Source organism: Kribbella sp. NPDC051620 (assembly GCF_044453825.1).
In the GTDB taxonomy this organism is placed as follows: Bacteria; Actinomycetota; Actinomycetes; order Propionibacteriales; family Kribbellaceae; genus Kribbella.
The window spans coordinates 247,428-273,102 of record NZ_JBITDB010000007.1; the positions used below are offsets into that span (position 1 = coordinate 247,428).

27 protein-coding genes are annotated in these 25,675 nt (G+C 68.4%); 16 read left to right on the top strand and 11 right to left on the bottom strand.

Annotated elements, in window-relative coordinates:
- Together ACIA12_RS34440 and ACIA12_RS34445 are read right to left on the bottom strand one after the other, a co-directional pair.
- Entirely contained in the window at nucleotides 1–714 is a 714-nt protein-coding gene (locus ACIA12_RS34440; RefSeq protein WP_396371468.1) for an SDR family oxidoreductase, read from the bottom strand.
- 12 nt (nucleotides 715–726) lie between these two features.
- Entirely contained in the window at nucleotides 727–1,590 is an 864-nt protein-coding gene (locus ACIA12_RS34445) for a DUF427 domain-containing protein (RefSeq protein ID WP_396371470.1), read from the bottom strand.
- Between the two features lie 119 nt (nucleotides 1,591–1,709).
- Here ACIA12_RS34445 and ACIA12_RS34450 point away from each other — a divergent pair, with 119 nt between their 5' ends.
- From ACIA12_RS34450 to ACIA12_RS34465, 4 genes are all read left to right on the top strand, one after another.
- A complete protein-coding gene (locus ACIA12_RS34450) occupies nucleotides 1,710–2,303 on the top strand; it encodes a CGNR zinc finger domain-containing protein (RefSeq protein WP_396371471.1) in 594 nt (197 codons plus the stop codon).
- Nucleotides 2,300–3,121, top strand: coding sequence for a pyridoxamine 5'-phosphate oxidase family protein (locus ACIA12_RS34455; RefSeq protein ID WP_396371472.1), 822 nt, complete (start codon nucleotides 2,300–2,302; stop codon nucleotides 3,119–3,121). Before ACIA12_RS34450 ends, ACIA12_RS34455 begins: the two co-directional genes overlap by 4 nt.
- Nucleotides 3,121–4,893, top strand: a complete 1,773-nt coding sequence (locus tag ACIA12_RS34460) for an MOSC domain-containing protein (protein WP_396371473.1) — start codon at nucleotides 3,121–3,123, stop codon at nucleotides 4,891–4,893. Before ACIA12_RS34455 ends, ACIA12_RS34460 begins: the two co-directional genes overlap by 1 nt.
- A gap of 163 nt (nucleotides 4,894–5,056) precedes the next feature.
- A complete protein-coding gene (locus ACIA12_RS34465; RefSeq protein WP_396371474.1) occupies nucleotides 5,057–5,563 on the top strand; it encodes a tetratricopeptide repeat protein in 507 nt (168 codons plus the stop codon).
- Nucleotides 5,564–6,390: 827 nt separating this feature from the next.
- Here the strand turns inward: ACIA12_RS34465 and ACIA12_RS34470 are convergent.
- The 3 genes from ACIA12_RS34470 to ACIA12_RS34480 all read right to left on the bottom strand — a co-directional run bounded on the left by ACIA12_RS34470 (nucleotide 6,391) and on the right by ACIA12_RS34480 (nucleotide 9,507).
- The gene (locus tag ACIA12_RS34470; RefSeq protein ID WP_396371475.1) at nucleotides 6,391–6,846 is read right to left on the bottom strand and encodes a rhodanese-like domain-containing protein; all 456 of its coding nucleotides are present in this window, start codon (nucleotides 6,844–6,846) and stop codon (nucleotides 6,391–6,393) included.
- A 104-nt stretch (nucleotides 6,847–6,950) separates the two neighbouring features.
- Nucleotides 6,951–8,873: a Na+/H+ antiporter NhaA gene (gene nhaA, locus ACIA12_RS34475; protein ID WP_396371476.1), complete on the bottom strand. Its 1,923-nt coding sequence runs from the start codon at nucleotides 8,871–8,873 to the stop codon at nucleotides 6,951–6,953.
- Nucleotides 8,866–9,507 (bottom strand): TetR/AcrR family transcriptional regulator, encoded by a 642-nt coding sequence (locus ACIA12_RS34480; RefSeq protein ID WP_396371478.1) that lies wholly within the window; start codon nucleotides 9,505–9,507, stop codon nucleotides 8,866–8,868. Before ACIA12_RS34480 ends, nhaA begins: the two co-directional genes overlap by 8 nt.
- A 65-nt stretch (nucleotides 9,508–9,572) precedes the next feature.
- Here ACIA12_RS34480 and ACIA12_RS34485 point away from each other — a divergent pair, with 65 nt between their 5' ends.
- From ACIA12_RS34485 to ACIA12_RS34495, 3 genes are all read left to right on the top strand, one after another.
- Nucleotides 9,573–9,893, top strand: a complete 321-nt coding sequence (locus tag ACIA12_RS34485; protein ID WP_396371479.1) for a hypothetical protein — start codon at nucleotides 9,573–9,575, stop codon at nucleotides 9,891–9,893.
- 123 nt (nucleotides 9,894–10,016) lie between these two features.
- The gene (locus ACIA12_RS34490; RefSeq protein WP_396371597.1) at nucleotides 10,017–10,721 is read left to right on the top strand and encodes a GAF and ANTAR domain-containing protein; all 705 of its coding nucleotides are present in this window, start codon (nucleotides 10,017–10,019) and stop codon (nucleotides 10,719–10,721) included.
- Between the two features lie 54 nt (nucleotides 10,722–10,775).
- On the top strand, nucleotides 10,776–11,930 hold the full coding sequence (locus ACIA12_RS34495) for an ROK family protein (protein WP_396371480.1): 1,155 nt from the start codon (nucleotides 10,776–10,778) through the stop codon (nucleotides 11,928–11,930).
- Between the two features lie 31 nt (nucleotides 11,931–11,961).
- Here ACIA12_RS34495 and ACIA12_RS34500 read toward each other — a convergent pair whose 3' ends face one another.
- Nucleotides 11,962–12,432 (bottom strand): carboxymuconolactone decarboxylase family protein, encoded by a 471-nt coding sequence (locus ACIA12_RS34500; RefSeq protein ID WP_396371481.1) that lies wholly within the window; start codon nucleotides 12,430–12,432, stop codon nucleotides 11,962–11,964.
- A 387-nt stretch (nucleotides 12,433–12,819) separates the two neighbouring features.
- Between ACIA12_RS34500 and alr the strand changes: the two genes are divergently transcribed.
- The 8 genes from alr (at nucleotide 12,820) to ACIA12_RS34540 (ending at nucleotide 21,961) form a co-directional block, all read left to right on the top strand.
- A complete protein-coding gene (alr, locus tag ACIA12_RS34505; protein ID WP_396371482.1) occupies nucleotides 12,820–13,947 on the top strand; it encodes an alanine racemase in 1,128 nt (375 codons plus the stop codon).
- Nucleotides 13,944–14,915, top strand: a complete 972-nt coding sequence (locus tag ACIA12_RS34510; protein ID WP_396371483.1) for a D-alanine--D-alanine ligase — start codon at nucleotides 13,944–13,946, stop codon at nucleotides 14,913–14,915. Before alr ends, ACIA12_RS34510 begins: the two co-directional genes overlap by 4 nt.
- Entirely contained in the window at nucleotides 14,912–15,559 is a 648-nt protein-coding gene (locus tag ACIA12_RS34515; RefSeq protein WP_396371484.1) for a M15 family metallopeptidase, read from the top strand. The genes ACIA12_RS34510 and ACIA12_RS34515 overlap by 4 nt, the downstream gene beginning before the upstream one ends.
- Nucleotides 15,560–15,686: 127 nt before the next feature.
- Nucleotides 15,687–16,124, top strand: a complete 438-nt coding sequence (locus ACIA12_RS34520; RefSeq protein ID WP_396371485.1) for an NAD(P)H-dependent oxidoreductase subunit E — start codon at nucleotides 15,687–15,689, stop codon at nucleotides 16,122–16,124.
- Nucleotides 16,121–17,716 (top strand): formate dehydrogenase beta subunit, encoded by a 1,596-nt coding sequence (locus ACIA12_RS34525; protein WP_396371486.1) that lies wholly within the window; start codon nucleotides 16,121–16,123, stop codon nucleotides 17,714–17,716. The genes ACIA12_RS34520 and ACIA12_RS34525 overlap by 4 nt, the downstream gene beginning before the upstream one ends.
- Nucleotides 17,713–20,526: a formate dehydrogenase subunit alpha gene (gene fdhF / locus ACIA12_RS34530; protein ID WP_396371487.1), complete on the top strand. Its 2,814-nt coding sequence runs from the start codon at nucleotides 17,713–17,715 to the stop codon at nucleotides 20,524–20,526. Before ACIA12_RS34525 ends, fdhF begins: the two co-directional genes overlap by 4 nt.
- On the top strand, nucleotides 20,523–20,747 hold the full coding sequence (locus ACIA12_RS34535; protein ID WP_396371489.1) for a formate dehydrogenase subunit delta: 225 nt from the start codon (nucleotides 20,523–20,525) through the stop codon (nucleotides 20,745–20,747). The genes fdhF and ACIA12_RS34535 overlap by 4 nt, the downstream gene beginning before the upstream one ends.
- A complete protein-coding gene (locus ACIA12_RS34540) occupies nucleotides 20,744–21,961 on the top strand; it encodes a molybdopterin molybdotransferase MoeA (protein ID WP_396371490.1) in 1,218 nt (405 codons plus the stop codon). Before ACIA12_RS34535 ends, ACIA12_RS34540 begins: the two co-directional genes overlap by 4 nt.
- Here the strand turns inward: ACIA12_RS34540 and ACIA12_RS34545 are convergent.
- The 3 genes from ACIA12_RS34545 to ACIA12_RS34555 all read right to left on the bottom strand — a co-directional run bounded on the left by ACIA12_RS34545 (nucleotide 21,958) and on the right by ACIA12_RS34555 (nucleotide 24,025).
- Nucleotides 21,958–22,452, bottom strand: coding sequence for an SRPBCC family protein (locus ACIA12_RS34545; RefSeq protein ID WP_396371491.1), 495 nt, complete (start codon nucleotides 22,450–22,452; stop codon nucleotides 21,958–21,960). The two genes, ACIA12_RS34540 and ACIA12_RS34545, sit on opposite strands and share 4 nt — an antisense overlap.
- 66 nt (nucleotides 22,453–22,518) lie before the next feature.
- Complete coding sequence (locus ACIA12_RS34550; RefSeq protein WP_396371492.1) at nucleotides 22,519–22,956, bottom strand: MerR family transcriptional regulator; 438 nt, start codon at nucleotides 22,954–22,956, stop codon at nucleotides 22,519–22,521.
- A gap of 22 nt (nucleotides 22,957–22,978) precedes the next feature.
- The gene (locus ACIA12_RS34555; protein ID WP_396371493.1) at nucleotides 22,979–24,025 is read right to left on the bottom strand and encodes an aminotransferase class V-fold PLP-dependent enzyme; all 1,047 of its coding nucleotides are present in this window, start codon (nucleotides 24,023–24,025) and stop codon (nucleotides 22,979–22,981) included.
- Nucleotides 24,026–24,093: 68 nt separating this feature from the next.
- On the opposite strand from ACIA12_RS34555, the gene ACIA12_RS34560 reads away from it, so the two are divergent.
- Nucleotides 24,094–24,696, top strand: a complete 603-nt coding sequence (locus ACIA12_RS34560) for a GNAT family N-acetyltransferase (protein ID WP_396371494.1) — start codon at nucleotides 24,094–24,096, stop codon at nucleotides 24,694–24,696.
- Here ACIA12_RS34560 and ACIA12_RS34565 read toward each other — a convergent pair.
- Nucleotides 24,659–25,207 (bottom strand): hypothetical protein, encoded by a 549-nt coding sequence (locus ACIA12_RS34565; RefSeq protein ID WP_396371495.1) that lies wholly within the window; start codon nucleotides 25,205–25,207, stop codon nucleotides 24,659–24,661. The genes ACIA12_RS34560 and ACIA12_RS34565 overlap by 38 nt on opposite strands.
- 9 nt (nucleotides 25,208–25,216) lie before the next feature.
- Nucleotides 25,217–25,666 carry a Rieske (2Fe-2S) protein gene (locus ACIA12_RS34570; RefSeq protein WP_396371496.1) on the bottom strand — a complete coding sequence of 150 codons (450 nt, stop codon included), beginning with the start codon at nucleotides 25,664–25,666 and terminating at the stop codon, nucleotides 25,217–25,219.
- Between the last annotated feature and the right edge of the window lie 9 nt (nucleotides 25,667–25,675).

The window sequence follows — 25,675 nt, forward strand, 5'->3', positions numbered from 1 at the left end:
TCAGACGATTGGTTCGCCGCCGTCGACGGGGATCGACGTACCGGTGACGAAGGTGCTGGTGAGGGCGAAGATGACGCCGTCCGCGAGGTCTTCCGCGGTACCCAGCCGGCCGACGGGGTTCTCGGCGACGCGGTGGGCGAAGAGGTCCGCCTTGGCTGCCTCGCCGAGGCCGTCGTACGCGCCGGTGTCGATCGTGCCGGGCGAGACGGCGTTCACGCGGAGCGGCGCGAGCTCGACCGCGAGCGACCTGGCGACGGCATCGACGGCCGCGTTGGTCGCACCCACGGCGAGCATGCCGGGGTGCGACTTGCGGGCCGAGTGGCCGGAGAAGAAGACGAACGAGCCGTCGGCCGGCATGCGCGGCGCGAAGTGCTTGGCCAGCAGGATCGGCCCGATCACCTTGGTCTGGAACGACCCGAGCATCGCGGCCGGCGTCAGATCACCGACTCGGCCACGAGCCCGCGCCGATGCCGTCGACACGACATGGTCGACCTCGATCGACTCGGCGAGCGCGGCGATCGAGGCCTCGTCATTCAGGTCGACGGTCGCCGTCTCGACGGCAGTCCCCTGGTACGCCGCCGCCAGCGCCTCCTGATCGCGCCCAGCGGCCACGACCTTCGCGCCTGCGGCCAGCAGTGCCGTCACGGTCGCGCGAGCGATTCCACTCCCGCGACCGACGACCAGAACAGTGCGGTTCTCCAGTGATGCAGACATGAGTCAGACCCTTCAGTCGATCGAGATGAGTTCGTCGGTGTCGAGTCCGCGGTCGATGCCATGCGGCTTCACCTGCTGCCCCGGCTCCGGCAGCAGCCGTACGCCGTCCAGGGTGACCTCGACCTTGTCGGCCTCGAAGGACACCAGGTCCGACACCCGGCCGACCTCGTCGTAGGCCTCGCGATACGACCAGGCTGCGCGCTTCGCAGTACCGATGTCGTAGTAGTCCGCCAAGCCCTTGTACGGGCAGAAGGTCTGACCGTCGACCGCCGTGAGCTCGCCGTCGACGATGTCCTCGCGCGGCACGTACCACCGCGGCGCGAACCCGGATTCGTACAGCACCACCGGCCGAGACGTCTCAGCGATCACCCGATCCCCAGCCCGTACTACGAGATGCCGCGACGTACTCCGAATGTCGATCCGGTGATAGGCGTCCGCGGCATGCCCCAGAATCCGCTCGTCCTCCTCGTAGAACGCATCCATCGCCCGCCACGCGAAAGCAACCCGGCCGGCCAGCTCTCCGGCGTACGCGGGCAGATCGATGTGCTCCCAAGCAGCCCGCTGCGCCTCACGCCCGAAGCCGCCGACCGTGTACCAGGCGGTCGTCCCCAGGTCGCGGTGCTGCGTCGTCCGGTCGCCCCCGGAAAGCACATCTGCCCGGACGTCGCCGCGCGGGAAGTACGCGACCGGGTAGCGCCCCGGCTCGTGGAGCAGGATCACGTCCTCGCTGTCCGCGATCCACTCGCCACCGAACCGGACCCGCATCCGCCGCCGCAGGCGCTCGGCGTACAGCAGCCGCTCGGGCAGCGGTTCCGGGGTCAGGAAGCGACCGACCGCGCCGCCGCCGAGTGGTCCTTGTTGCCAGGACAGTCCCATGATGCCTCTCCACTTCTCTTCGGTGTAATGTTAAAGTGAAGCTAAAACCATTAACACGGTTTGCGCAAGACCCCGCTTGACTGTTGATCTGAGACGTAACTAATGCGTAAGGTGGCGATATGAGCATGAGCCCGAGCGTCGAGGACCTGTTGGCCGCAGGGTTCGCCATGGGCGGCGAGCGGCTGGCTGCGCTCGATCTGGTCGACACGCAGCTGCTGGCGGTCACCCCACCGATTGACCTGCTCGAGACGCCGGAGCAGCTGGCGAGCTGGTGGTCACTGCAGTCGAGCAGGCTGCCGGCCGGACCAGTTCCGGACGGTGCGGCGGTGCGCCGATTGCGGGCCGCGATCCGGGAGGTGCTCGACGCGCACCTGACCAATCGGTTGCCGTCGGCAACCTCCGTGGACGACCTCAACGCGGCCGTCGCCGGGGCTCCGCAGAGCCTGCGGATGGTGGTTTCGGCCGCTGGGCCGCAGGCGGAGATCCGCTGGCATCCGGAGTACGGCGGGAATGCCGCGCTCGCGATGATGGCGCGCGAGACGATCGAGCTGATGGCCGACCCGGCCCGGCGCGAGACGCTCAGGCGCTGCGCGAATCCGAACTGCTCGATGCTCTTCCTCGCCGAGCACAAGCGACGGCAGTGGTGCATCGGCAGCCGCTGCGGCAATCGCACCCGGGTCGCCCGGCACTACGAGAAGACGAGGCAGTCATGACCGGCTTCCACGAGGGCGAATTGGCGGTCCAGGAGAAGGCTGGCGTCGCGTTTGACGCGGCTCGGCTGGAGGGGATGCTGCGGCCGGCATCGCTTGAGGGTGGCGCTCAGAAGTTCCTGGCGCAGCGCGACTTCGTGGCGATCACGGCGCGCGACGGCGATGGGCGGTTGTGGACGTCGGGGATGTCGGGCACCCCGGGCTTCCTTGCTTCGAGTGGCAGCATGTTGACGATCGGTACTGCGCCTGGGCCGGGTGACCCGTTGCACGGAGTACCGGCGTGGCAGCAGGTCGGCGTACTGGTGATCGATCTGGCGTTGCGGCGGCGGGTGCGGATCAACGGGGAGCTGGTTCGGAGTACCGAGGGTGAGCTGGAGATCGCGGCGGAGCAGGCCTATGGCAACTGTCCGCAGTACATCCATCCACACAAGGTCACCCAGCCCGCATCGACGCTGCCGATCGTGACCGACGGGTCGCTCGGTGAGGCGGCTGTGGCGCTGATCGAGGGCGCGGACACCTTCTTCCTCGGTACTGCGCACCCCACTCGTGGCGCCGACACCTCGCACAAGGGCGGTGAACCCGGCTTCGTGCGCGTTGACGGCGGGGAGCTGTGGTGGCCGGACTTCCCGGGCAACAACATGTTCAACAGCCTCGGCAACATCGCGGTCGACCCGACCGCCGCATTACTGTTCCTCGACTTCTCGACCGGTACCGCCCTGCACCTGTCCGGTAGGGCGACAATCGACTGGAATGCCGGAGGCGAGACGGGCCGGGCGGTGCGTTTCCATCCGACTCGGTCAGTACTCAACAGCTGGAGCTGATGATGGCGACGCTGCGGTCCCTGAACGTCGGCCTGCCGAAGGACGTGTCCTGGCACGGCCGCACGGTGTACACGGGTGTGTTCAAGTCTCCGGTCGACGGGCCGCGGATGGTGCGACGGCTGAACATCGACGGTGACGGCCAGGGCGATCTGGGCGGGCACGGTGGTGAGCAGCGGGCGGTGCTGGCCTACCAGTTGGACTCCTACGCGCACTGGCAGGAGTACTTCGGGCGCGACGACCTCACGTACGGGATGTTCGGCGAGAACTTCACGGTGGACGGGTTGCCCGATGACGAGGTCTGCATCGGCGATCGGTACCGGATCGGCGAGGCGGAGTTCGAGGTCACGCAGCCGCGGGTGACCTGCTACCGCGTCGGTATGCGCATGGGCGAGCCGCAACTGCCCGCGCTCCTCGTTGCCCACCATCGTCCGGGTTTCTACCTCCGCGTGATCAAGGAGGGCGTCGTCGAGGCAGGCGACGAGATCATCCGCACCCGAGTCGGCCCCCAGGCGCTGAGCGTCGCAGACATCGACGCACTCCTGTACCTCCCCAACCGCGACCAGGAAAAGCTCCGCCGCTCCCTGGACATCCCCGCCCTAAGCCCCGGCTGGCAACAATCCTTCCGAGAACTAGTAGCCCAGTACTCCCCTCCATCGACCGCCGGCAACGCAACGGACGACATCCAGCCGGCGCCGATCGGCTGGCCCGGGTTCCGGCCGTTGACGGTGGCGGCGGTGGTACCGGAGAGCAGTTCCATCCTGTCGGTCTGCTTCCGGCCGGAGGACGGCTCTGGCACCCTTCCGCCCGCACTAGCCGGCCAGTACTTGACCCTGCGGATCGCCGCCACCCCCGACGCTCCACCGGCCGTCCGGAGCTACTCACTGTCGTCGGCGCCCGGCGCCGCGGAGTACCGGATCAGCGTGAAGCGCGACGGCCTCGTCAGCACCTACATCCACGACCACCTGAAAGCCGGCACGGCCATCGACGTCGCAGCACCCCGCGGCGACTTCGTACTGGCCAACGACCCCAGCCCAGTCGTCCTAATCTCCGCCGGAGTAGGCATCACCCCCGTACTAGCCATGCTCCACGCCCTAGCAGCAGAACAAACCAACCCAGCCCCCGCCCAGCTTGGTGGGGCGGGCGCGGGGGGAGCCCGCGAGCCTCGGGCTGTGTGGTGGATCCATGTTGCGCGGGACGAGGCTCAGCAGGCTTTTGCGGCGGAGGCTGGTGAGCTGCTGAGTGGACTTCCACTGGCACACCAGCACGTCTTCTACACCGCGGGCGGCAAGCGGCCGACCGTCGAGCAGTTCGAGGCGCTCGGGTTGCCGGCCGATGCGTCGGCGTATATCTGCGGGCCGGCCGGATTCATGAGTGAGATGACGGAAACGCTTGCAGGGTTGGGGATTGCGCGCGATCGGATCCACACCGAGCTGTTCGGCACCCTGGCGTCGATCAACCCCGGGATCACCGACCACCGCTCAGTACCACCTCATCCACCCGAGGGCGAGCCTGGTACCGGGCCATTGGTCACCTTCGCCCGCAGCGGCCTGTCCGTACCGTGGTCCAACCAGCAGCCATCGCTGCTCGACCTGGCCGACGCATGCGACGTACCAACCCGCTGGTCGTGCCGCACCGGCGTCTGCCACACCTGCGTCACCCCACTGATCTCCGGCGAGGTGACCTACTCACCAGAGCCACTGGAACCAGCACCCCCCGGCCAGATCCTCCCCTGCTGCGCACAACCCACCACCGAGGTAGTCCTAGACCTCTGAACCACTCCGCCCGAGCAACCTCCCAGCCCGTACTCCGCCTGCGGGTGGGGTTGGGCTAGCTCCCAGGTGGCCGGCTGGGTCGGCGAAGGCTGCGATCGGTCCGACGCAGCCATGTCGGAGCGGCCGCGGGCGGCTCGGCATTTCGGCGCGGCATGATGGGAGCGTGACCGAAGACCTGACGCCGGAACTGGCCGCGACCATCGATGAGGCGTTCGCCCGGCGCGACCGGGAGAACATGCAGCCGACGATCGACTTCTTCGAGGACCTGCTGACCAAGCACCCGGGCAACCCGTATGTGCTCTACGAGGTCGGCGGCGCCTACGACACGGCCGGCCAGGAGGAGAAGGCTCTGCCGTACTACGAGCAGGCGCTCCCCGGCCTCAGCGGCGACATCAAACGCCGCTGCCTGCTCCAGTACGGCAGTACCCTGCGGAACCTCGATCGCTTCGACGAGTCCCTGGCGGTCTTCAAAACAGCCAGCCAGGAGTTCCCCGAGTCAGACTCCCTGCGAGTCTTCAAGTCGCTGACCCTCCACGCCGCCGGCCACCACGACAAGGCGCTGGCAACCCTCCTCCTGGTCATCGCCGACCGCATCGACACCCCCGAACTAAAACGCTACGAAGCAGCAATCCGAGGCAACGCCGAGCACCTAACCAACCCCGACGCCTAACCAACCAGCCAGCCGACGCCCTGGCCGGCACCCCGAACACCTCGCGGTGACCGCCAGATCACCAAAGTCACCCTGGTGGAGACCGGCGAAGGCACGGGAACCGGGCGAAGGCACGGGAGCCGGGACGGCGGGAAGGGGTGCCGGAGCAGCTGGCGAGCGGCGGAGCCGAACGCTGGGGGGCTGGAGCGGGGCGCCGAAGCCGGACGCTGGAGCGCCAGCGTCGGGTGGCCGGCACGGCGGAGCCGGACGCTGGGTCGCCGGACCGGGTAGGGAGGCGCGCCGGGCCGGGGAGCTGAGACGCCCGAGCTGGACGGTGGGCGCCCGAGCTGGGTGGTCGAGCGCGGGAGTTGGGCGGTCGAGCGCCCGAGCTGGACGGCGAAGCGCCGGAGTCCGGTGGTGGACGCCGGAGCTCGGACGATGGAGCGCTGGAGCCGGGTGGCCGGCACGGCGGAGCCGGACGCTGAGTCGCCGGACCGGGTAGCGCAGCGCCGGAGCCCGGTGGGAGCGGTGGAGCGCTTCAGCTGGGTGGTCGGGCGCGGGAGTTGGGCGGTGGAGCGCCGGAGCTCGGAGGATGGAGCGCCGGGGTCGGGTGGCGGGAACGGCGGAGCCGGACGCTGGGTCGCCGGAGTGGGTAGCGGAGCGCCGGAGTTGGGTGGGAGAGGTGGAGTGCCAGAGCGCGCGGCGCCGGAGCCGGGGAGCTGAGAGGCCGGAGCTGGACGGTGGAGTGGTGGAGCCGGGGGGCGGAGCGGGGGCCGGAAGCGGGAAGCTGGGACGGCCGAGGTGGGTTGGTGGGGCGAGAGTTGAGTGGTGGGGCGGTGGAGTGGGGGTTAGCAGGCGCAGGGTATGCCGGTGGGGGCTGTTAGGGGGTCTGCGGGGTGGCGGGTGGTGCCGGTGGGGGTTTGTACTGGGAGGCCCTCGCGGGTCCAGTACTCGAAGCCGCCGATCATTTCCTTGACTGGGTAGCCGAGTTTGGCGAACTCAAGGGCTGCCTTGGTGCCGCCGTTGCAGGCGGGGCCCCAGCAGTAGGTGACGACCGGAATGCCGGGCGGTACTACGTCCGCCGCGCGGGCCGCGATCTCTCTGGTCGGCAGATGGATCGCTCCCGGCACGTGCCCTTGGTCCCAGCTCTCCTGGCTTCGGCTGTCGACGAGAACCCAGCCGGTCACCCCGGCGCCGATGTCGGCCGCCACATCCGACGGATCGGTCTCGAACCTGAGCTTCCCGGCAAAATACTCAACAGCTTCGTGCTGCACTGCGGGCGGAGTCTCCAGCACTGCCGACATCGTCGATTCCCTTCGGCCGATCTTCTGTGGAGCCCTCAGCGTCTCCGAACCCACCAGCTCAGAACAGTGGCAGAAATGACCTACTACAACTAATTACCGCCAACTCAGGTGGTACGAGCCCGCCGGCGGCGGACCAACGGCGGAAGCTCGGTGTCGCGGATCTTGGCGCGGGCGCGGGCTGTCTTGATCGCGGTTTTCAGGGTCTCCACGTCGTAGGCGCCGTAGTGCCGTTGCCCGTTGACGAAGAAGGTCGGGGTGCCGGACACGCCACTCAGATCGGCGGACTCGACATCCTGAGCAACTCGCGCCGCGGCGACGTGGCGTTTGACCTCGTCGTGGATCCGGTCGTTGTCGAGCCCGAGTTGCTGGGCGTACGACATCAGGTCAGCCGGCTTGAGATTCTCCTGGTTCGCCAGCAGCAGGTCATGCATTTCCCAGAAGGCGCCCTGGGCCGCCGCCGCCTCCGACACCTCAGCGGCGATCTGAGCGCGGGGGTGCACATCGGTCAGCGGCAGATGACGCCAGACGTAGCGCAGATCGTCGTCCTTCAGCAGATCCCGGACGACGGGCTCGGCCAGCCCGCAGTACGGGCACTCGAAGTCGCCGTACTCGACCAAGGTCACCGAGGCGTCCTCCGGCCCGCGGATGTGGTCGCGCTCGGGGTCGACCGGGTCCATCAGGTCGACCAGTTCCTCCACGTCGCCGAGCAACGCGACCGCCTTGCGGGCCGGCGACAACAGATGCGCGGCCTGGAAAACCAGCCAGGTCACGGCCGAGGCGACGACCACCGCGGACAACAGTCCGAGCTTCGCCTCCGTCAGCGCCCGGCCCTCGAACGCCAAGGTTGCTATCAGCAACGAAACGGTGAACCCCATCCCGGCGATCGTGCCGCTGCCCGCCACCGCCGCCCAGCCGACCTGCGGCCGCAACCGGCCACCGGTGAAGCGGGTCAGCGCCCAGGACGCCGCCATCACCGCGACCGGCTTGCCGATCACGTACCCGAACAGGATGCCCAGTGTGATCGGTGACCGGAACGCCTGCGCCAGAAAGTCGCCGTCGATCGTGATGCCCGCGTTGGCGAGGCCGAAGATCGGGACGATCAGGTAGCTCGTCCAGGGGTGGTAGAAGTGCTGGAGCCGCGCGTTCGGCGAGAGGGTCGAGGTCAGTCCGAGTGTCGCGTTGCGCGCCAGCTCCGGCGTCGGCTGCTCGCGGAACAAGCGGAACAGTCCGCTCGCCTGCTCCAGCTCGTCGCGCCCCGGCGAGTACGCCGAGGCCGTCAACCCGATCGCCAGTCCGGCGACCACGGGGTCGACACCACTGGTCAGCAAGGCAGCCCAAGTGACCAGACCCAGCGCGACGTACACACCGACCTGGCGGACCCGAAGCAGGCTCGCGGCCAAAAGGGCGCCGAAGGCAACGATCGCGATCAGCAGCGGCATCAGCGAGATGTTCTCGCTGTAGACGATCGCGATCACCAGCAGCGCGATCAGATCGTCGACGACGAAGACAGTCAGCAGGAACACCCGGACGCGATCCGGCACACCCCGCCCGACGAGCGCGAGCAGGCCGAGCGCGAGCGCGGTGTCGGTCGACATCGCCACGCCCCAGCCATGAGCGCCTTCACCGCCATGGTTGAACGCCAGGTAGATCAGCACCGGCGCGATCATCCCCGCCACCCCGGCCACCACCGGAAGGACGAAACGGCTGCGATCGCGCAGGTCACCCAGGTCGAACTCGCGCCGCGCCTCCAACCCGACCACCAGGAAGAACAGCGTCATCAGCCCACTGTTCACCCACTCCTGCAACGACATGTTCAGCTCGCGGCCACCGAGGGCCAGCGAGAAGTCGGTGTGCCAGAACTCCGCGTACGAACCGGGCGCGAGGTTGGCCCAGGCCAGCGCGAGCAGGATCGCCACGGCGAGCACGCCGGAGCTGCCCGATTCGGTGCGCAGGAAGTCCCGGATCGGCGCAGCGAACTCCCGGGTCCAGTTCGTCCGCCCGCTCAGCACTCCCGAGAAGTCAGCCATCCTGCCCTCTCCGTCCAACGGTCGCCGGGTCGGTCGCGAACGACTCGACGTAGGTCAGCATCGCATCGAGCGCTGCCGCCAGTGGAGCCGCATCCCGCTGGGTCCGGGTGAGCAGCATGCCGCCTTGCAGCGCGGCCAGCAGCGCCATCGCCAGCTTCTCCGGGTCGGCCTCGGGGCGCAGGTCGCCGCGGTCGGACATCGACTGCAGGCCCTCGCGCAGCTTGCGCTCCCACTCGGCGAAGCCGACGGCGAGCCGGGCCCGCGCCAGCAGATCGGCATCGCCCAGCTCGCCGGCCAGTGAGCCGAGCCGGCAGCCGCCCTCGCATTGCCGGTCGATCTGGCGTTGCACGTTGATCGCGGCCCAGTCACGCAGTGCCTCGAAGCTGTCGAGCCCGCCCACCTGCGGGCTGCTCTCGAACTCGATCACCACCCTGGCCTGATGGTCGACCACATCCGCGACCAGGCTGCGCTTGTCCTGGAAGTAGTGCGTCATCTGCGACCCGCTCACGCCCGCCGCGGCCCGAACATCCTCGATGCTCGTGCCCGCGACCCCGTGCTCGTAGATCAGGTCGGCGGCCACGGAGACGATCCGCTCCTTGGTCGCCCGCCCCTTCCGCGTCAGCTTCGCCGTCATGCGCCCACCCTACCCGCTTTTCTGGGATTTGCATCCCAGAAAAGAGAAGGTCTACTGTCGGCCGCATGACTACTGGCAGCTATGTGGCACGGATCGTCGACGTACCCGATCACGGCATCCGGCTGGAGCCGGCCGACGACTCCGACCGCCCGGACCAACCGACCGCGACGAACCTGCTCGCCATGTCGGTCGCGCTTGCGCTCGGCGCCGCCGGATACCGTCACCATCCGGAGCCGCGCGACCCCGAACTGCAGACCTTGGACGCCCTGCTGACCGGTGAAGCGGTGATGCCGTGGGTCAGCGAAACCTCAGCCGGCGACAACACCTACATCGTCTGCACCCCGGCCTCCACCGGTCTTCCGCACTGCCGGGTCGAGCACCGCTGAGATCCCCCTCGACGAATCTTGTGCCTCGGCTACCACTTCGGGCGGGCCAGGCTGCATGATGTCCGCTGAGGAACACTCCAGCCACGGGGTGACCCCCGACGATCACTCATGTCTGGAGCCCTGATGGCCGACTTCGAGGTTGCTGCGCCGACGTCTGCGGACGCCTTCGCGCGGCTGGCCATCGAACTACACGATGCACCTGGCGTCGAGGAGACGGTGGATGCCGTCGTCCAGTTCGCACTGCAGGCGCTGAACTGCATGTACGCCGGCGTCACGCTCGCCGCGCGTGGCTCCCAACCGGAGGTCGCGGCAGTGACCGACCCGGTCGTCTCCGACGTGTACCGCCTGCAGATCAACTCCGGCAAAGGCCCGCTCATCACCACTCTGCGGGACCGGGTGACGATACTGATCCGCGACACCACCCAGGACCAGCGCTGGCCGGAGTGGGCGACGAAGGTGGCGGGCCTCGGCGTGCGGAGCGTGCTTGACGTCCCGCTCTCTACCGGCGACTCGCAGCGCGCCACCGTCGGCGTACTCGGCCTGTACTCCGCTGAGCCGGATGCCTTCTCCGAGGACGACGAGGCCATCGCCCACATCCTCGCTCGGCACGCCTCGGTCGCTGTCGCGTCGGCCCGGCACGAAGAGACCATGGCCCAGGCCGTCGACGCCCGCAAACTCGTCGGTCAGGCGATGGGCATCCTGATGGAACGCTTCGACCTCGACGACGACCGGGCCTTCGCCATCCTCAAGCGCTACTCCCAAGACACCAACACCAAACTCCGCGACGTCGCCCAGCAACTCATCGACACCCGAAAACTTCCGCACTGACCCGGTGCGCGGAGCACCGTGCACGGGCATGCTCCGACGGTAAGGTCTGGTGGCGTGGGAGGGATCTCGGCGGGAGCGGGGAGCTGGCGGCCGTTGAGTGGGCCGTCCCACCGGCTTGCGCTGGAGATCCTGCTGGACGGACCCCTGTCGCGGGCTGAGCTCGCGAGGCGGGTGGAACTGTCGGCGGGCAGCCTGACCCGGCTGACCAAGCCGATGCTGGAGTCGGGGCTGCTGGTCGAAGTACCGGGTGGACCCGCGGATCCGAGGGTCGGGCGGCCTTCGCAGCCGTTGGACATCGTGCCGACGTCGCATCACTTCGTCGGGGTGAAGCTGACCTCGGACACCGCGCTCGGGGTGTTGACCACGCTCCGGGCCGAGGTGATCGCGAGCGAGGAACGGCCGCTGCCCAGCCACTCACCCGAGGAAGTCGCCGACCTGGTGGTCGACCTGGCGCGTTCGCTGAGCGAGGACCGGACCGGGATCACCGGCATCGGGGTCAGCGTCGGCGGGCATGTCGCCGGTTCGGGAGACGTGATTCACGGCGACTTCCTGGACTGGGAGGACGTGAGCTTCCAGCAACTCCTCGCCGAGCGGACCGACGTACAGGTCGTCGTCTCGAACGATGTCACCGCGGTGACCGAGGCGATCCACTGGTTCGGCGCCGGCCGCGGGATCAGCCGGTTCTGTCTGCTCACCATCGGCGCCGGGATCGGCTACGGGCTGGTCGTGCACGACAAACTGGTCCACACCACCGAGGCCGGGCTGGGTCTGATCGGCCACTATCCGCTGGATCCAAACGGCCCGCTCTGCGACCGCGGCCACCACGGCTGCGCCAGCGCGATGCTCACCACCGACGCGATCACCGGCCAGATCAGCAGCGCGCTCGGCCGCCCGGTCCGGTACGACGAATGCCTCGACCTGGCCAAGAACGGCGATCCCGAGGCCCGCCGCGTGGTCGGTGCGGCGGGCCACGCCCTGGGCCGCCTGATCGCGGCCGCGAGCAACTTCACCATGCCCGAGGCCGTGATGCTCGGCGGCGAGGGCGTCCAGCTCGCCGCGGTGGCCCAGGACGAGCTGCAGGCCGGCCTCCAGCAAGACCGTCACCCGGCCGCAGTCCCGCCGCCGATCGTCCTGCAGGACCCGTCCTTCACCCAATGGGCCCGCGGCGCCGCAGTCATCGCCATCCAGACCTTCGTCCTCGGTAGGTAGCCCAGCACTGGTGGCGGGAGGCCACCAGTGCTCAGTGGAACTGACCGGCCACGTAGTCGCCGGCGGGCTGCTTGGTGATGACATTGAGGCGGTTGAAGGTGTTGATGAGCGCGATCTGCGCGACCAGGGCGAAGAGCTGCTCCTCGTCGTAGTGCTTGGCCGCGTTCTCCCAGACCTCGTCGCTCACGCCACCCGAGGCATCCGCGATCCGGGTGCCTTCCTCGGCCAGCTCGAGCGCGGCGCGCTCGGCCTCGGTGAAGCAGGTCGCCTCCCGCCACGCCGCGACCATGTTGAGCCGCTGCTGCGACTCCCCGGCGTGGACCGCGTCCTTGATGTGCATGTCGGTGCAGAAGGCGCAGCCATTGATCTGGCTGGCGCGCAGGTTGACCAGTTCCAGCGTCGTGTAGGGCAGAGCCGGCGCGACGGTACGGCTGGCGCCGACCAGGTGCTTCACGAGCTTGTCAGCGGCGGGCTGGCCAAAGAGGTTCAAACGGGCGTCCATGAGGGCTCCTCTGTCGTGTTTTCGTCTACACCCCTTACGACACGGCACCCGGGCGGACTGTGACCTCCGCGGAGTGTGAGCTAGGTCATCCACGAGTTGAGACAATTTGGTGGACAGCCGTAGTACGGCTTCTACTGATTCGATGTCATCAGCACCCTGCGGCCGCCCGCGGCTCCACTGTGTGCCGAATCGGTTACCCAGAGCGACCGTCCTCGCCGGGTGCGAACCGGAAGGGTCGCGGCGGCGTCCGACAAGAGTAGGTAAAACTCCGCGCGAAAGGACGAGCCGAACCATGGTCGTGTCGTACCACGGTCGTATGCTCGCCACGCTGAACATCCACCCCCGAACGGATGCGCCGGCTCGTTGCCGGACACAACAATGACGGATATGAACCTGGCCCCAGCCCCGGCCCGCCCCTGCGTGGGCCTGGCCGAGACGGTCATCGACCTGTCGGCCGTCCGGGACAACGTGAAGACGCTGGCCAAGCGGATCCGGCCGGGCACCGAGGTGATGGCGATCGTCAAGGCCGACGCCTTCAACCACGGCGCGGTCCAGGTCGCCACCGCCGCGATCGAGGCCGGCGCCAGCTGGCTCGGCGTCGCCCGCGCCGACGAGGCCCTCCAGTTGCGGGCCGCCGGGATCACCGAGCCGATCATGATCTGGCTGTACGACGCCTCCGAACTCGTGCTGCTCACCGACATCGACCTGAGCGTCTCGACCGTCGCCGAGCTCCAGCAGATCGCCTCGACGCCGAACGTGCACAACGTGCACCTCAAGCTCGATACCGGTATGCACCGCGGCGGCAGCGCCCCCGACCAGTGGATCGAGCTGACTCGCGCGGCTGCCCACTACGAGTCGCTCGGCGCGCTCAAGGTCCGCGGCATCTGGTCGCACCTGTCCCACGGCGACGAGCTGGACGGGTCACACAGCAAGAAGCAGCACCAACTCCTCCGCACCGGCGTCACCCTGGCCCGCCGGGCCGGCCTCGACCCCGAGTACGTGCACCTGGCCAACTCGTCCGGCGCGCTCACCCTGGACGCCCCGGACTGCAACATGGTCCGGATCGGCGCCGGCGTGTTCGGCATCGACGAGGTCGACGCGGGCCTGCGCCAGCCGATGCAGTTCGTCACCAAGGTCATCCAGGTCCGCCGGATCCGGGCCGGCGAGGGCGTCTCGTACGGGCACGACTTCATCGCTGAGCGTGACACCACGGTCGCGCTGGTCCCGGTCGGGTACGCCGACGGCATCCCGCGCAACACCGGCGGCCGGGCCAGTGTGCTCGTCCGGGGCGTCCTGATGCCGATCATCGGCCGGGTCACGATGGACCAGTTCGTGATCGACGCGGGCGATCTCCCGCTCGAGCCCGGTACGCCGGTGATCGTCTTCGGCAACGGTGACTCCGGCGAGCCGACGGCCGACGACTGGGCCCGGTGGGCCGGAACCATTCCACATGAAATCTACTGCGGGCTCGGCAACCGGGTCCCGCGTCGTTACGTCGAGGGAGCCCAGCGGTGAAGGTAGTCGTGATCAGTGGCGGAGCCAGCCCGGAGCACGAGGTGTCCCTCGCGAGCGGGCGTGGCATCGCCGAGGCCGCGGAGCAGTCCGGCCACGAGGTCGTCCGGCTGGTCCTCGATCCCGAGGGCTACTGGCAGGACGGCCAAGCCGAGGCGATCGCGCTACTGCAGGACTGCGACGTGGTGATCCCGGCGCTGCACGGCGAGGGCGGCGAGGACGGCGTCATCCAGGGCTTCCTGGACCAGCTGCACGTCCGGTACGTCGGCAGCGGCGTGGCCGCGAGCGCCGTCGGACTCGACAAGCACCTGACCAAGGGCATCCTGCGCGCGCAGGGCATCCCCGTCACCCCGGGCATCACCGTGCGCGGCGCTGACCTCAAGGACGCAGAGGCAGTCGTCCAGCGGTTGAAGGCCGCCGACATCGAGTTCCCGGTCTTCGTCAAGCCGGGCAGCGGCGGCTCGAGCTTCGGGGTCACCCGGGCCACCGACCTGCAGACGCTCGAGGCGGCCCTGGCCGTGGCGGCCGAGCTGGATCCGCATGTGCTGGTCGAGCAGGAGGTCAACGGCCGCGAGATCGACCTGTCGGTGATGGAGTTCCCGGACGGCCGGGTGGACGTCGCGCCGGCGCTGGAGATCCACGCCGACCCCGACCAGCCGTTCTTCAATGCGGCCGCCAAGTACGACAGCGGCGCGACCAAGTTCGTCGTACCGGCGCCGACGGATCCCGAGTTGACCGAGCAGCTCCGGCGTACGGCGCTGGAGGTCTTCGACGCGCTCGGCTGCCAGGGACTGGCCCGGGTCGACTTCTTCGTCCCGGCCGACGGCAAGCCGCTGGTCAACGAGATCAACACCTTCCCAGGCTTCACCGCCATGTCGCAGTTCCCGCGGATGTGGGCCGCCGCCGGGCTGACGTACGCCCAGGTCGTCGACAACCTCATCCGCACCGCCGCCGCGAAGAAGACCGCGTGACTGTTCTACTGAGCGACGAGCGGATCACCCGGATCCCTGCGATCGACAGTGGTGAGCCGCTGGTCGATCTCTTCAGTCGTGGGATCTCCGCGCAGGGGCGGCAGTTCGTTCGGGAGAGCGTGGCGGACAAGCTTGCGGTCGCCGACAGCTTTCTGCCGACGGGCGTTCGGCTGCATGTGGTCGAGGGGTTGCGGGCGATCGAGAGTCAGCGGGAGATCTATGACGGGTACAAGGCCGAGCTGAAGGTCCTCAACCCGGGCATCTCGGACGATGAGGCGCACATCCTCGCGAGCCGGTTCGTGTCGCCGGTCGAGGTCGCGCCGCATGTTGCCGGCGCTGCTGTCGACCTGACGCTGGTCGGCGAACACGGGCCGTTCGACCTCGGTACGCCGATCGACGCGACCCCCGAGCAGAGCGACGGCGCCTGCTTCTTCGCCGCTACCAACATCAGCCGCGAGGCGCGCACCAACCGCACTCTGCTGGCCGATGTGCTCACCTCGGCAGGCCTGGTGAACTACCCCACCGAGTGGTGGCACTGGTCCTACGGCGACCGCTACTGGGCCTTCGTCGAAGAGCGCGACCACGCCATTTACGGACCCGCGAAGTACGATGAGGCAACGGCGCTGGAAGCCAGCAATAGTTGATAGTTGGGGCCTATCGCGTCATAGGTAGGTTTGCTTTGACCCCGGGGTAACCGCCGGGGACAGTCGGAGTATGACGGCTGAAGTCACGTCCCCGCCCCCTGTCCCGATCCCTGGGCGTGCTGATCGTGTGCGTGAGATCGCCACGGAGCTGCGCGGTCTGCGGGGTGCGCTGATACCGATCCTGCATGCGGTCTCCGAAGAGCTCGGGTACGTCGATCAGCTCGATGTGCCCGTGATCGCGGATGTCCTCAACTTCTCGGTCGCCGAGGTGCATGGTGTCGTCACCTTCTACCGCGACTTCCGGCGCGAGCCGGCCGGGCGGACGACGCTGCGGATCTGCCAGGCGGAGGCATGCCGGTCGGTCGGGGCGGAGGAGCTTGCGGCGCATGCGAAGCGGCGTACCGGGGTCGGGTTCGGGGAGACGACGTACGACGGGAAGCTGACCGTCGACGAGGTGTTCTGCCTCGGCAACTGCGCGCTCGGACCGGCGGTGCAGGTCGGCGACAAGTTGCACGGCCGGGTCACGCCGGCCCGGCTGGACGCGCTGCTCGGGGAGGTCCGATGAAGATCTTCGTACCCCGCGACGCGGCCGCCAGATCCGTCGGCGCCGACGAGGTGGCCGAGCGAATCGCCGCGGCCGCCCAGGCCAGCGGGCGGGACATCGAGATCGTCCGCAACGGGTCGCGTGGAATGCTGTGGCTGGAGCCGCTCGTCGAGGTGGAGACACCCGAAGGCCGGGTCGGGTACGGACCGGTCGCTCCGGAGGACGTCGATGGCCTCGTCGCGGGCGGCCTGCTGGACGGCGGCACGGCGCAGCCTGACGGCAGCGCAGAGCTTGGTAGCGGGGCGGAGCTCGGTGGCGGGGCGGAGCTCGGTGGCGGAGGTTCGTACCTTGGGCTGGTTGAGGAGTTGCCGTGGATGCGGCGGCAGCAGCGGTTGACGTTTGCTCGGGTTGGGGTGATCGATCCGCGGTCGGGTGATGACCATGCGGAACACCAAGGGAACAAGGGGCTTCGGGCTGCACTTGCGCTGACGCCGGCTGAGGTGGTCGAGGAAGTCGTGGCGAGTGGTTTGCGTGGGCGTGGTGGCGCGGGGTTTCCGACCGGGATCAAGTGGCGGACCGTGCTCGGCGCGGAGTCCGATCTCAAGTTCGTCTGCTGCAACGCCGATGAGGGCGACTCGGGCACCTTCGCCGACCGGATGCTGATCGAGGGGGACCCGTTCACCCTGATCGAGGGCATGACGATCGCCGCGTACGCCGTCGGCGCCACCGAAGGCTACGTCTACCTGCGCTCGGAGTACCCGGACGCCGTCGAGGCGCTCGATGCGGCGATCCGCGTCGCCCGCGAGCGCGGCTGGCTCGGGCAGAACATCTTCGGCTCAGACTTGAACTTCGACTTACACATAAGGGTTGGCGCCGGCGCCTACATCTGCGGCGAAGAGACCTCGATGCTGGAAAGCCTCGAAGGCAAGCGCGGCATGGTCCGGGCGAAGCCGCCGATCCCCGCCCTGGAAGGACTTTTCGGCCGCCCGACCGTCGTCAACAACGTGTTGTCGCTGGCAACGATCCCGACCATCCTGGCCAACGGCGCCGCCACCTACGCAGGCTTCGGGATGGGCCGTTCACTCGGTACCAACGTGTTCCAGCTCGGCGGCAACGTCGCCCGCGGCGGCATTGTCGAGACCGCGTTCGGCATCACCCTCGGCGAGCTGGTCAACGACCTCGGCGGCGGTACCGCGTCACAGCGGCCGGTACGAGCGGTACAGGTGGGTGGGCCACTGGGGGCTTACCTGCCGGTCGAGCAGTTCGATCTGCCGATGGACTACGAGTCCTTCGCGGCGGCCGGCGCGATGGTCGGGCACGGCGGCATCGTCGTCTTCGACGAGACCGTCGACATGTCCGCGATGGCCCGGTTCGCCTTCGAGTTCTGCGCGGAGGAGTCGTGCGGCAAATGCACGCCGTGCCGGGTCGGCGCGGTCCGCGGGGTCGAGACGATCGACCGGATCCGCCGCGGCGAGGACCGCAAGAAGAACCTCGTCCTGCTCGACGACCTGTGCGACCTGATGACCGATGGCTCGCTCTGCGCGATGGGCGGCCTCACCCCGCTGCCCGTCCGCAGCGCGGTCCGCCACTTCGGAGAGGATTTCAACGCATGACGCTGCTCAAGGAACCAGACTTCGGTACGCCGGCGCGCAAAGGCGAGGCGACCGTCGAGCTGACCATCGACGGAGTGAGCGTCACCGTTCCACCCGGTACGTCGGTGATGCGCGCCGCCAAGCAGGCCGGCCTCGACATCCCCAAACTCTGCGCCACCGACAACCTGGAAGCGTTCGGATCCTGCCGGCTCTGCATCGTCGAGATCGACGGCGCCCGCGGCACCCCGGCCTCCTGCACTACGCCCGTCGCCCCCGGCATGGTCGTGCGCACCCAGAACGAGAAGCTGGGCAAGCTGCGCCGGGGCGTGATGGAGCTCTACATCTCCGATCACCCGCTGGACTGCCTGACCTGCTCGGCCAACGGCGACTGCGAGTTGCAGGACATGGCCGGGGTCACCGGGCTCCGCGAAGTACGGTACGGCTCTGGTGTGGACGCCGGCGCCAACCACTTGGACGCCCCGACCGACACCTCCAACCCGTACTTCGATTTCGACGCCTCCAAGTGCATCGCGTGCTCGCGCTGCGTGCGGGCGTGTGACGAGGTGCAGGGCACGATCGCCCTCACGATCGAAGGCCGCGGCTTCGACTCCAAGGTCGCCGCGGGCGCGGGCGTCTCCTTCATGGAGTCCGACTGCGTCTCGTGTGGCGCATGCGTGCAGGCGTGCCCGACGGCAACTCTGCAGGAGAAGTCAGTCATCGAGCTCGGCATGCCGACCCGGTCCGTCGTGACGACCTGCGCGTACTGCGGCGTCGGCTGCTCGTTCAAGGCCGAGCTGCGCGGCGACGAGCTGGTCCGGATGGTGCCGTACAAGGACGGCGGCGCGAACGAGGGCCACTCGTGCGTCAAGGGCCGGTTCGCCTTCGGGTACGCCAGCCACCCCGACCGGGTGATGGAGCCGATGGTCCGGGACGCGATCACCGATCCCTGGCGGAAGGTCTCCTGGGACGAGGCGATCGGGTTCACGGCCCGGCGGCTGCGCGAGATCCAGGCTGAGCACGGCCAGGGCTCGATCGGCGCGATCACGTCGTCGCGGACCACGAACGAAGAGGTGTACGTCGTCCAGAAGATGGTGCGGGCCGTCTTCGGCAACAACAACGTCGACACCTGCGCGCGGGTCTGCCACTCGCCCACGGGGTACGGACTGAAGCAGACGTTCGGCGAGTCGGCCGGCACCCAGGACTTCAGCTCGGTGGACGATGCCGACGTCATCCTGGTGATCGGCGCCAATCCGACCGACGCGCACCCGGTGTTCGGGTCGCGGATGAAGAAGCGGCTGCGGCAGGGCGCGAAGCTGATCGTGGTCGATCCGCGCAAGACGGATCTGGTGCGGTCGCCGCACATCGAAGCCGCTCATCACCTGTCGCTGGCGCCGGGCACGAACGTTGCCGTGGTCAACGCGTTCTCGCACGTGATCGTGACGGAGGGACTGGTCGACGAGGAGTTCGTCGCCGAGCGGTGCGAGGACTTCGAGCAGTGGGCGACGTTCATCGCAGGGCCTGAGCACAGCCCCGAGGCGGTCGCTGAGATCACCGGCGTACCGGCGGCTGAGATCCGGGAGGCCGCGCGGCTCTATGCGACCGGCGGCAACGGCGCGATCTACTACGGGCTCGGGGTGACCGAGCACAGCCAGGGTTCGACGACCGTGATGGGGATGGCGAACCTGGCGATGGCGACCGGCAACATCGGCCGGCCGGGTGTCGGGGTGAATCCGCTGCGTGGGCAGAACAACGTGCAGGGGTCATGCGACATGGGGTCGTTCCCGCATGAGCTGCCGGGGTATCGGCATGTGTCGGACGACGATGTGCGGGACATCTACGAGAAGCTGTGGGGTACGCCGCTGCTCGACGAACCCGGGCTGCGGATCCCCAACATGTTCGACTCGGCGATCGACGGGTCGTTCCGGGCGTTGTTCGTGCAGGGTGAGGACATCGCGCAATCGGACCCGAACACGGCGCACGTGTTCGCGGCGCTCGGGGCGATGGAGCTGGTCGTCGTACAGGACCTGTTCGAGAACGAGACGGCGAAGTGGGCGCATGTGCTGCTGCCGGGGACGTCGTTCCTGGAGAAGGACGGGACGTTCACGAACGCGGAGCGGCGGATCAACCGGGTCCGGCCGGTGATGGCGCCGCAGACCGGGAAGCACGAGTGGCAGATCATCTGCGAGATCTCGCAGGCGATGGGGTATCCGATGCAGTACGAGTCGTCGTCGCAGATCATGGACGAGATCGCGCTGACGACCCCGACCTTCGCGGGGGTGTCCTTCGACCACCTGGACAAGGTCGGGTCGGTGCAGTGGCCGTGCAATCTGGAGGCGCCGAACGGGACGCCGATCATGCATGCGGACGAGTTCACCCGGGGTAAGGGGCGGTTCATGGAGACCGTCTACGTGCCGACGACGGAGCGGTCGACGCGGAAGTACCCGTTGATCCTGACGACGGGGCGGATCCTGTCGCAGTACAACGTGGGGGCGCAGACGCGGCGGACGGCGAACGTCGCCTGGCACCGGGAGGACATTCTCGAACTGCATCCGCACGATGCGGAGGTCCGTGGGATCGAGGACGGGTCGATGGTCGCGCTGTCCAGCCGGGTCGGGCGGACGCAGCTGCGGGCGAAGTTGTCGGAGCGGATGCCGGTCGGGGTTTGCTACACGACGTTCCATCACCCGGTGACCGGGGCGAACGTGATCACGACCGACAACTCGGACTGGGCCACCAACTGTCCGGAGTACAAGGTCACTGCCGTGCAGGTGGATCTGCTGGTGGAGTCTGCTGCGTCTGGTGCCGTGCGTGAGGCGGTGCCGGCTCGATGAGTGGGGCGTTTCCGCCGTCGGCTCGGCTGGCCAACGAGATCGCGCGGCAGTTCGAGCACAGGCCGCCGGCCGATGCGGCGACGGCAGTCGCAAATCACATCAAGGCGGTCTGGGATCCGCGGATGAAACGGGCACTGGTCGACTATGTTGATGCGGGCGCCGACGACCTCGATCCCGTGGCCGTGCTGGCGGCCAACCAGGTCCGGGCGACATTGAAGTGACGCAGGTCGAAGGCGAGGTGGCGGCGGTCGTCAGACGTCATGCCGCGGCGGCACTGTCGTGGGACACCGCCCGGGAGCTGGCGCATGCGACGGCCACTCCACTCCTACCACGCAGCCTCCCGCTGGCCGACGCGGTCGGCTGCGTCCTCGCCACGCCGCTGGTCTCGCCTGCCCTGGTACCGCCGGTAGACCGCGCCGCCATGGACGGGTACGCCGTACGCGGGCCTGGCCCGTGGACCGTCGTCGGAACTCTCCTGGCGGGCTCTGCACTCGCTGCGCCGCTAGCCGACGGCCAGGCCTACTCCATCGTCACAGGCGCTGCTGTTCCCGCCGGTACCACCGCAGTACTGCCGTACGAGCACGCAGCCCGCTCGGACGACAAGGTCGAGGGCCAAGCCGACGCCGGCCGCCACATCCGCCGAGCAGGCGAAGAGTGCACCCCCGGCGAACTCCTGCTCCCCGCCGGTGCCCTGGTAACCCCCCAAGCCCTAGGCCTAGCCGCCACCCTAGGCCTCGACCGCCTCTCAGTAATCCCCAAACCCCGAGTCCTAGCCCTGATCACCGGCGACGAACTAGTCCACCGCGGCACCTCCACCCCCGGCCGAGTCCGAGACGCCATCGGCCCCATGCTCCCCACCCTCATCACCCGAGCCGGCGCAAAGCCCCACCAAGTACTGCATTTAAAAGACTCGAGGGATGCGTTGGTGACGGCTCTTGCGGGAGCTGAGGCCGAGCTGATTCTCGTGTCGGGCTCATCCGCCTCCGGACCGGCCGACCACCTGCGAGGTGCATTGGCGAGCTTGGGCGCTGACCTGGTGATCGACGGCGTTGCTTGCCGGCCGGGGCACCCACAGGCGTTGGCCCGGTTTGGGGATGGGCGGGTGGTGGTGGGGTTGCCGGGGAATCCGTTGGCGGCGTTGACTGCGTTTCTCACGCTTGGGGTTGCGGTGATTCGGGGGCTGCGGGGGGAGCAGTTGGACCGGTTGGCGGTGGCTGCTGTGGTTGGTGGGGTGGATTGCCACCCCACGAGCACTCGGCTGGTACCGGTGCGGTTGGGCCCGCAGGGCGTAGTACCGGTTGGGCATGGTGGGTCGGCGATGTTGCGGGGAGCTGCGGCGGCGGATGCGTTTGCTGTGGTCGACCCGGGACCAGCGGAAGCCATCGCCGCTCGACTGCTGCCGATGGACCCGGGCATCCGTCCTTGGGGCGTCTAGAGGCACTTCACCATCGCAGCGATCGTCAGCTCCATGTTCCGCCCGAGCTCGTCGAGGCGCCCCTGCTTCGTCTCCTCCGCCCGAGCAGCGTCGGCCAGCACACCCCGACGCATCCCGCTGTCGCCCGGCCCATGGGTGAACCACTGCCGGATCAGCGTCTCCTCACCGCGCGCCACCAACTCGTACTCCCAATGCGCGAACGGCAGAGCCTCCCCACCGAACACATCCCACCCGAACCGCGCAGGCTCCTCCGCCACCGTCACCCGGCACTGCACCTCGGTCTTGAACCCGTCCGCAAACTCGTTCCGCGCCTCGAACCACGCCCCCACCGCCGGTCCGTCAGCACCATCCACCCAGGCGCCGTAGACGCACTCCGGACTCCACCGCCCGTACCCCGCCACATCGGTGATCGCGCGCCACACCTCCGCGACCCGCAGCCCCACCAACACCTGAACCTCAACCGTCGCACCGGTCACTCCGTAGTCATCCATGCCAGCGACGTCGGCCCGGAAGTCCCACCCTCGACATTTCGCCGCTTTCTGCAGACCAAAGGCAGGTCAGACTGCCTGGTCCGCCTGGTCCTGGGGCTGGTGGGAAGGCGAGACCCAGAGGCTGTCGGCGGTGCCTTGATCGAGGTGCTCGGTGTAGATGTCGACCTTGTAGGTGATCACCCGCAGGCACTCGGTGAGTTCCTCGATCTGGGCCGCGACGGCCTCCTGGTGGCTCTTGAGCAGGGCGAGCCGATCCGCCTCGTTGCCGGTGCCCTGGCGGACCAGGTCGGTGTACCGGCGGATGGTGTCGAGCGGCATCCCCGACGAGCGGAACTTGATGCACATGTCCAGCCAGTCGACGTCGTCCTCGGAGTACACCCGCCGGCCGTTGCCTTCCCGGCGTACCGGCTCGGCGAGGATGCCTTCCCGCTCGTAGAAGCGCAGCGCGTGCACGCTCAGCCCGGTGCGCTCGGAAACCTGCCCGATGCTCATTCCGTCCGTCATGCCCACCACCCTAGAGTCAGCTCTAGGTCTTCACCAATCCTTTAAGCGCCTCCAGGGCGAGCTGTACGTCGGCTTGCGTCGAGTAGACATGGAACGACGCGCGCAGGTTGCCACCCCGAACCGCCGCCCGTACGCCGGCCGCCGCGAACGCCTCCTCGGCACCCGGGATCGACGCGCTGACGATCGCCGAGTCGCCCGGCGGCAGCCCGATCCCGGCCCGGAATTCGTTGGCCAGCGCGAGATTGTGCGCGTGGATCGTCTCGACGCCGATCTGCTCGATCAACTCCAGCGCCGGCGCGGCCCCGACGAAGCTGAACCAGGCCGGCGACTGGTCGAACCGGCGAGCATCCGGCGCGAGTTCCATCTGCGGCCCGTAGTACGAGCCGCCGACGTTGCGACCGGCGTACCAGCCTGCCTGCAACGGGCGGCAGCGCTCCTGCAACCGCGGCGACAGATACCCGAGAGTCGCGCCACGCGGAGACATCAACCACTTGTACGTATGGGCAATCAGCGCATCAACGCCCGCGACCGTCAGGGGCAGCCACCCGAGCGCCTGGCTCGCGTCGATCACCAGCAACGCATCGATCTCCTTGCATGCGGCAACCACTGCCGCCAGATCAAGCACCGTCCCAGTGGCCGACTGGACAGCGCTGACCGCCACCAGATCGATCCCCGGCTGGATCGCCTCGACGAACTTGTCCGTACCAGCCGCCACCACCTCGACGCCCCGATCCGCGTGCACCATCCACGGATAGACATTCGAGGTGAACTCGACGTCGTCGACCAGCACCCGAGATCCGTCCGGCAACCCAGCCGCGATCGGCGCCACCGCCGCCGACACCGTGCTCCCCACGAACACATCAGCCACCTCAGCGCCGACAAGCCGCGCAAACGACGCCCGGGCCCGCGTAGTCGACTCGTCCCACGGCTCCCAACTGGTCGCTCCCACCTGCCAGTCATGCAACACAGCCTGCAATGCCTCCCACGCAGGCCGTGGCGGCAACCCGTACGAGGCGGTGTTCAACCATCCCGGCCGCGGATCCCACAAGCCCGAGTCAATAACCGTCATCCGATGCGCTCCCCTACCTCGTACTCTGTTTGCCAGTCCCAGTGTGCGCCCGACGGAGCTGATGCCCGATGGAGTTTCCACATGGTGTTCCTCCGTGGAACGTGCCGGTGATCGAGACCGACCGGTTTCGGCTGCGGGCGTACCGGGACAGCGATGTGGAGCGCACGATCGAGGTCAGCAACGACGAGCTCTCGCTGCAGTGGCTCTCGAAGATCCCGCAGCCGTTCGGTCGGCCGGAGGCCGAGCGGTACATCGCCAGCCGGCACGAAGGGCTGGCCAGTGGAGACCGGGTCACCTGGGTGATCGCCGATCCGGCCAGCGACGAGCTGCTCGGCGATGTCAGTGTCGCTGGACTGCTGAGCGGGGACAGCGGTGAGCTCGGATACTGCGCCCATCCCGCCGCCCGAGGCCGCGGCCTGGTGACCGCCGCCGTCGGGCGGGTGATCGAGCAGGCGTTCCTGCCGGTAGACCAAGGCGGGCTCGGGCGGCGCCGGCTGGAGCTTGTCGCCGCCCGGGGGAACCTGGCGTCCATCAAAGTTGCCCAGAGCAATGGGTTCACGCAGACCGGGGTCCGGCGCGCGGCGGACCGGCGCCGGGACGGCAGCTACGAGGACCTGCTGACGTTCGACCTGCTCAGCGAAGAACACCGAGCCGGACGCCTGCCGGGCTGAGGACATGCCAGGTGCCCTTGAGACCTTCGCCGAGGACGTCGCCGGGCTTCCGATCCTTGGCGAAGCGGTACAGCGGCCAGCCGTTGAGGGTTGCCTGGACGCCTTTGTCCGGCCGGGCCAGGCTGCCGACCTTGGCCTGACTCACGCCCGCCCCGGCGACGACCCCGGCCTTCTTGACGTAGACGGGTTTCCAGGCAGCGAGGCAAGCCTTGCTTCTGCAGACCGACTTCGGCGGATTCCTGCTGTCCAGGATGGACATGTAGACGGTGAAGCCCTCTGCGTCCACCGCGACCTGGCCGAGTTTCGTAGTACCGGCCTTGATCACCACTGGTTCTTCAACAGGCTTTGCTGGAAAGGCTTTTGGCGGTTTACTCGCGGCGACGGCGGGTGCTGATGGCGGTGGGGCGATGGCAGGAGCGGTGGTGGCGACGTTGCCGACGGCGGGGCTGAGGGCCGCCACCGCGACGGTCGCGCCGATCACCCACACCATCGTCGGCAGACTCTTCAACATGATGGACCCCTACGCCTGGAAGATCGCGCCGTCGCGCTGCTCGACGGCGACCGCCGGCAGCGGGGACTTGGCCGGTCCGGCGACCCGTTCGCCCGTACTGGCGTCGAACTTGCTGCCATGGCACGGGCAGTTGATCGTGCCGTCGCCGACCTCGGTCACCACACAGCCCTGATGCGTGCAGATCGCCGAGAACGCGCAGACCTTGCCGCTCGCGTCCTTCGTCAGTACAAGACTCTGCTCCTTGAGGATCACACCGCCACCGGCCGGGATGTCGGCCACCTTGGCCAACGCCGCCGGCTCAGGCGCGGCCCCAGTCGTCCCCTGTGAGACTGGTGCCGGCTGCCCTGCAGTAGAAGGCTTTCCCGCGGTCTGCGGAGGAGCTTGTTGCACGACGCAACCAGTGAGTACTGCGGTGGTCGCGACGCCTCCCGCGATCAGTACCGCCCTGCGTTCGATCATCTTCTTGTC

Bases quoted from the DNA above. Each gene is read 5' to 3' on its own strand.
- ACIA12_RS34440 (WP_396371468.1), bottom strand. From the start codon at position 714: ATGTCTGCATCACTGGAGAACCGCACTGTTCTGGTCGTCGGTCGCGGG.
- ACIA12_RS34445 (WP_396371470.1), bottom strand. From the start codon at position 1,590: ATGGGACTGTCCTGGCAACAAGGACCACTCGGCGGCGGCGCGGTCGGT.
- ACIA12_RS34450 (WP_396371471.1), top strand. From the start codon at position 1,710: ATGAGCATGAGCCCGAGCGTCGAGGACCTGTTGGCCGCAGGGTTCGCC.
- ACIA12_RS34455 (WP_396371472.1), top strand. From the start codon at position 2,300: ATGACCGGCTTCCACGAGGGCGAATTGGCGGTCCAGGAGAAGGCTGGC.
- ACIA12_RS34460 (WP_396371473.1), top strand. From the start codon at position 3,121: ATGATGGCGACGCTGCGGTCCCTGAACGTCGGCCTGCCGAAGGACGTG.
- ACIA12_RS34470 (WP_396371475.1), bottom strand. From the start codon at position 6,846: ATGTCGGCAGTGCTGGAGACTCCGCCCGCAGTGCAGCACGAAGCTGTT.
- nhaA (WP_396371476.1), bottom strand. From the start codon at position 8,873: ATGGCTGACTTCTCGGGAGTGCTGAGCGGGCGGACGAACTGGACCCGG.
- ACIA12_RS34480 (WP_396371478.1), bottom strand. From the start codon at position 9,507: ATGACGGCGAAGCTGACGCGGAAGGGGCGGGCGACCAAGGAGCGGATC.
- ACIA12_RS34485 (WP_396371479.1), top strand. From the start codon at position 9,573: ATGACTACTGGCAGCTATGTGGCACGGATCGTCGACGTACCCGATCAC.
- ACIA12_RS34490 (WP_396371597.1), top strand. From the start codon at position 10,017: ATGGCCGACTTCGAGGTTGCTGCGCCGACGTCTGCGGACGCCTTCGCG.
- ACIA12_RS34500 (WP_396371481.1), bottom strand. From the start codon at position 12,432: ATGGACGCCCGTTTGAACCTCTTTGGCCAGCCCGCCGCTGACAAGCTC.
- alr (WP_396371482.1), top strand. From the start codon at position 12,820: ATGAACCTGGCCCCAGCCCCGGCCCGCCCCTGCGTGGGCCTGGCCGAG.
- ACIA12_RS34525 (WP_396371486.1), top strand. From the start codon at position 16,121: ATGAAGATCTTCGTACCCCGCGACGCGGCCGCCAGATCCGTCGGCGCC.
- fdhF (WP_396371487.1), top strand. From the start codon at position 17,713: ATGACGCTGCTCAAGGAACCAGACTTCGGTACGCCGGCGCGCAAAGGC.
- ACIA12_RS34535 (WP_396371489.1), top strand. From the start codon at position 20,523: ATGAGTGGGGCGTTTCCGCCGTCGGCTCGGCTGGCCAACGAGATCGCG.
- ACIA12_RS34545 (WP_396371491.1), bottom strand. From the start codon at position 22,452: ATGGATGACTACGGAGTGACCGGTGCGACGGTTGAGGTTCAGGTGTTG.
- ACIA12_RS34550 (WP_396371492.1), bottom strand. From the start codon at position 22,956: ATGACGGACGGAATGAGCATCGGGCAGGTTTCCGAGCGCACCGGGCTG.
- ACIA12_RS34555 (WP_396371493.1), bottom strand. From the start codon at position 24,025: ATGACGGTTATTGACTCGGGCTTGTGGGATCCGCGGCCGGGATGGTTG.
- ACIA12_RS34560 (WP_396371494.1), top strand. From the start codon at position 24,094: ATGGAGTTTCCACATGGTGTTCCTCCGTGGAACGTGCCGGTGATCGAG.
- ACIA12_RS34565 (WP_396371495.1), bottom strand. From the start codon at position 25,207: ATGTTGAAGAGTCTGCCGACGATGGTGTGGGTGATCGGCGCGACCGTC.
- ACIA12_RS34570 (WP_396371496.1), bottom strand. From the start codon at position 25,666: ATGATCGAACGCAGGGCGGTACTGATCGCGGGAGGCGTCGCGACCACC.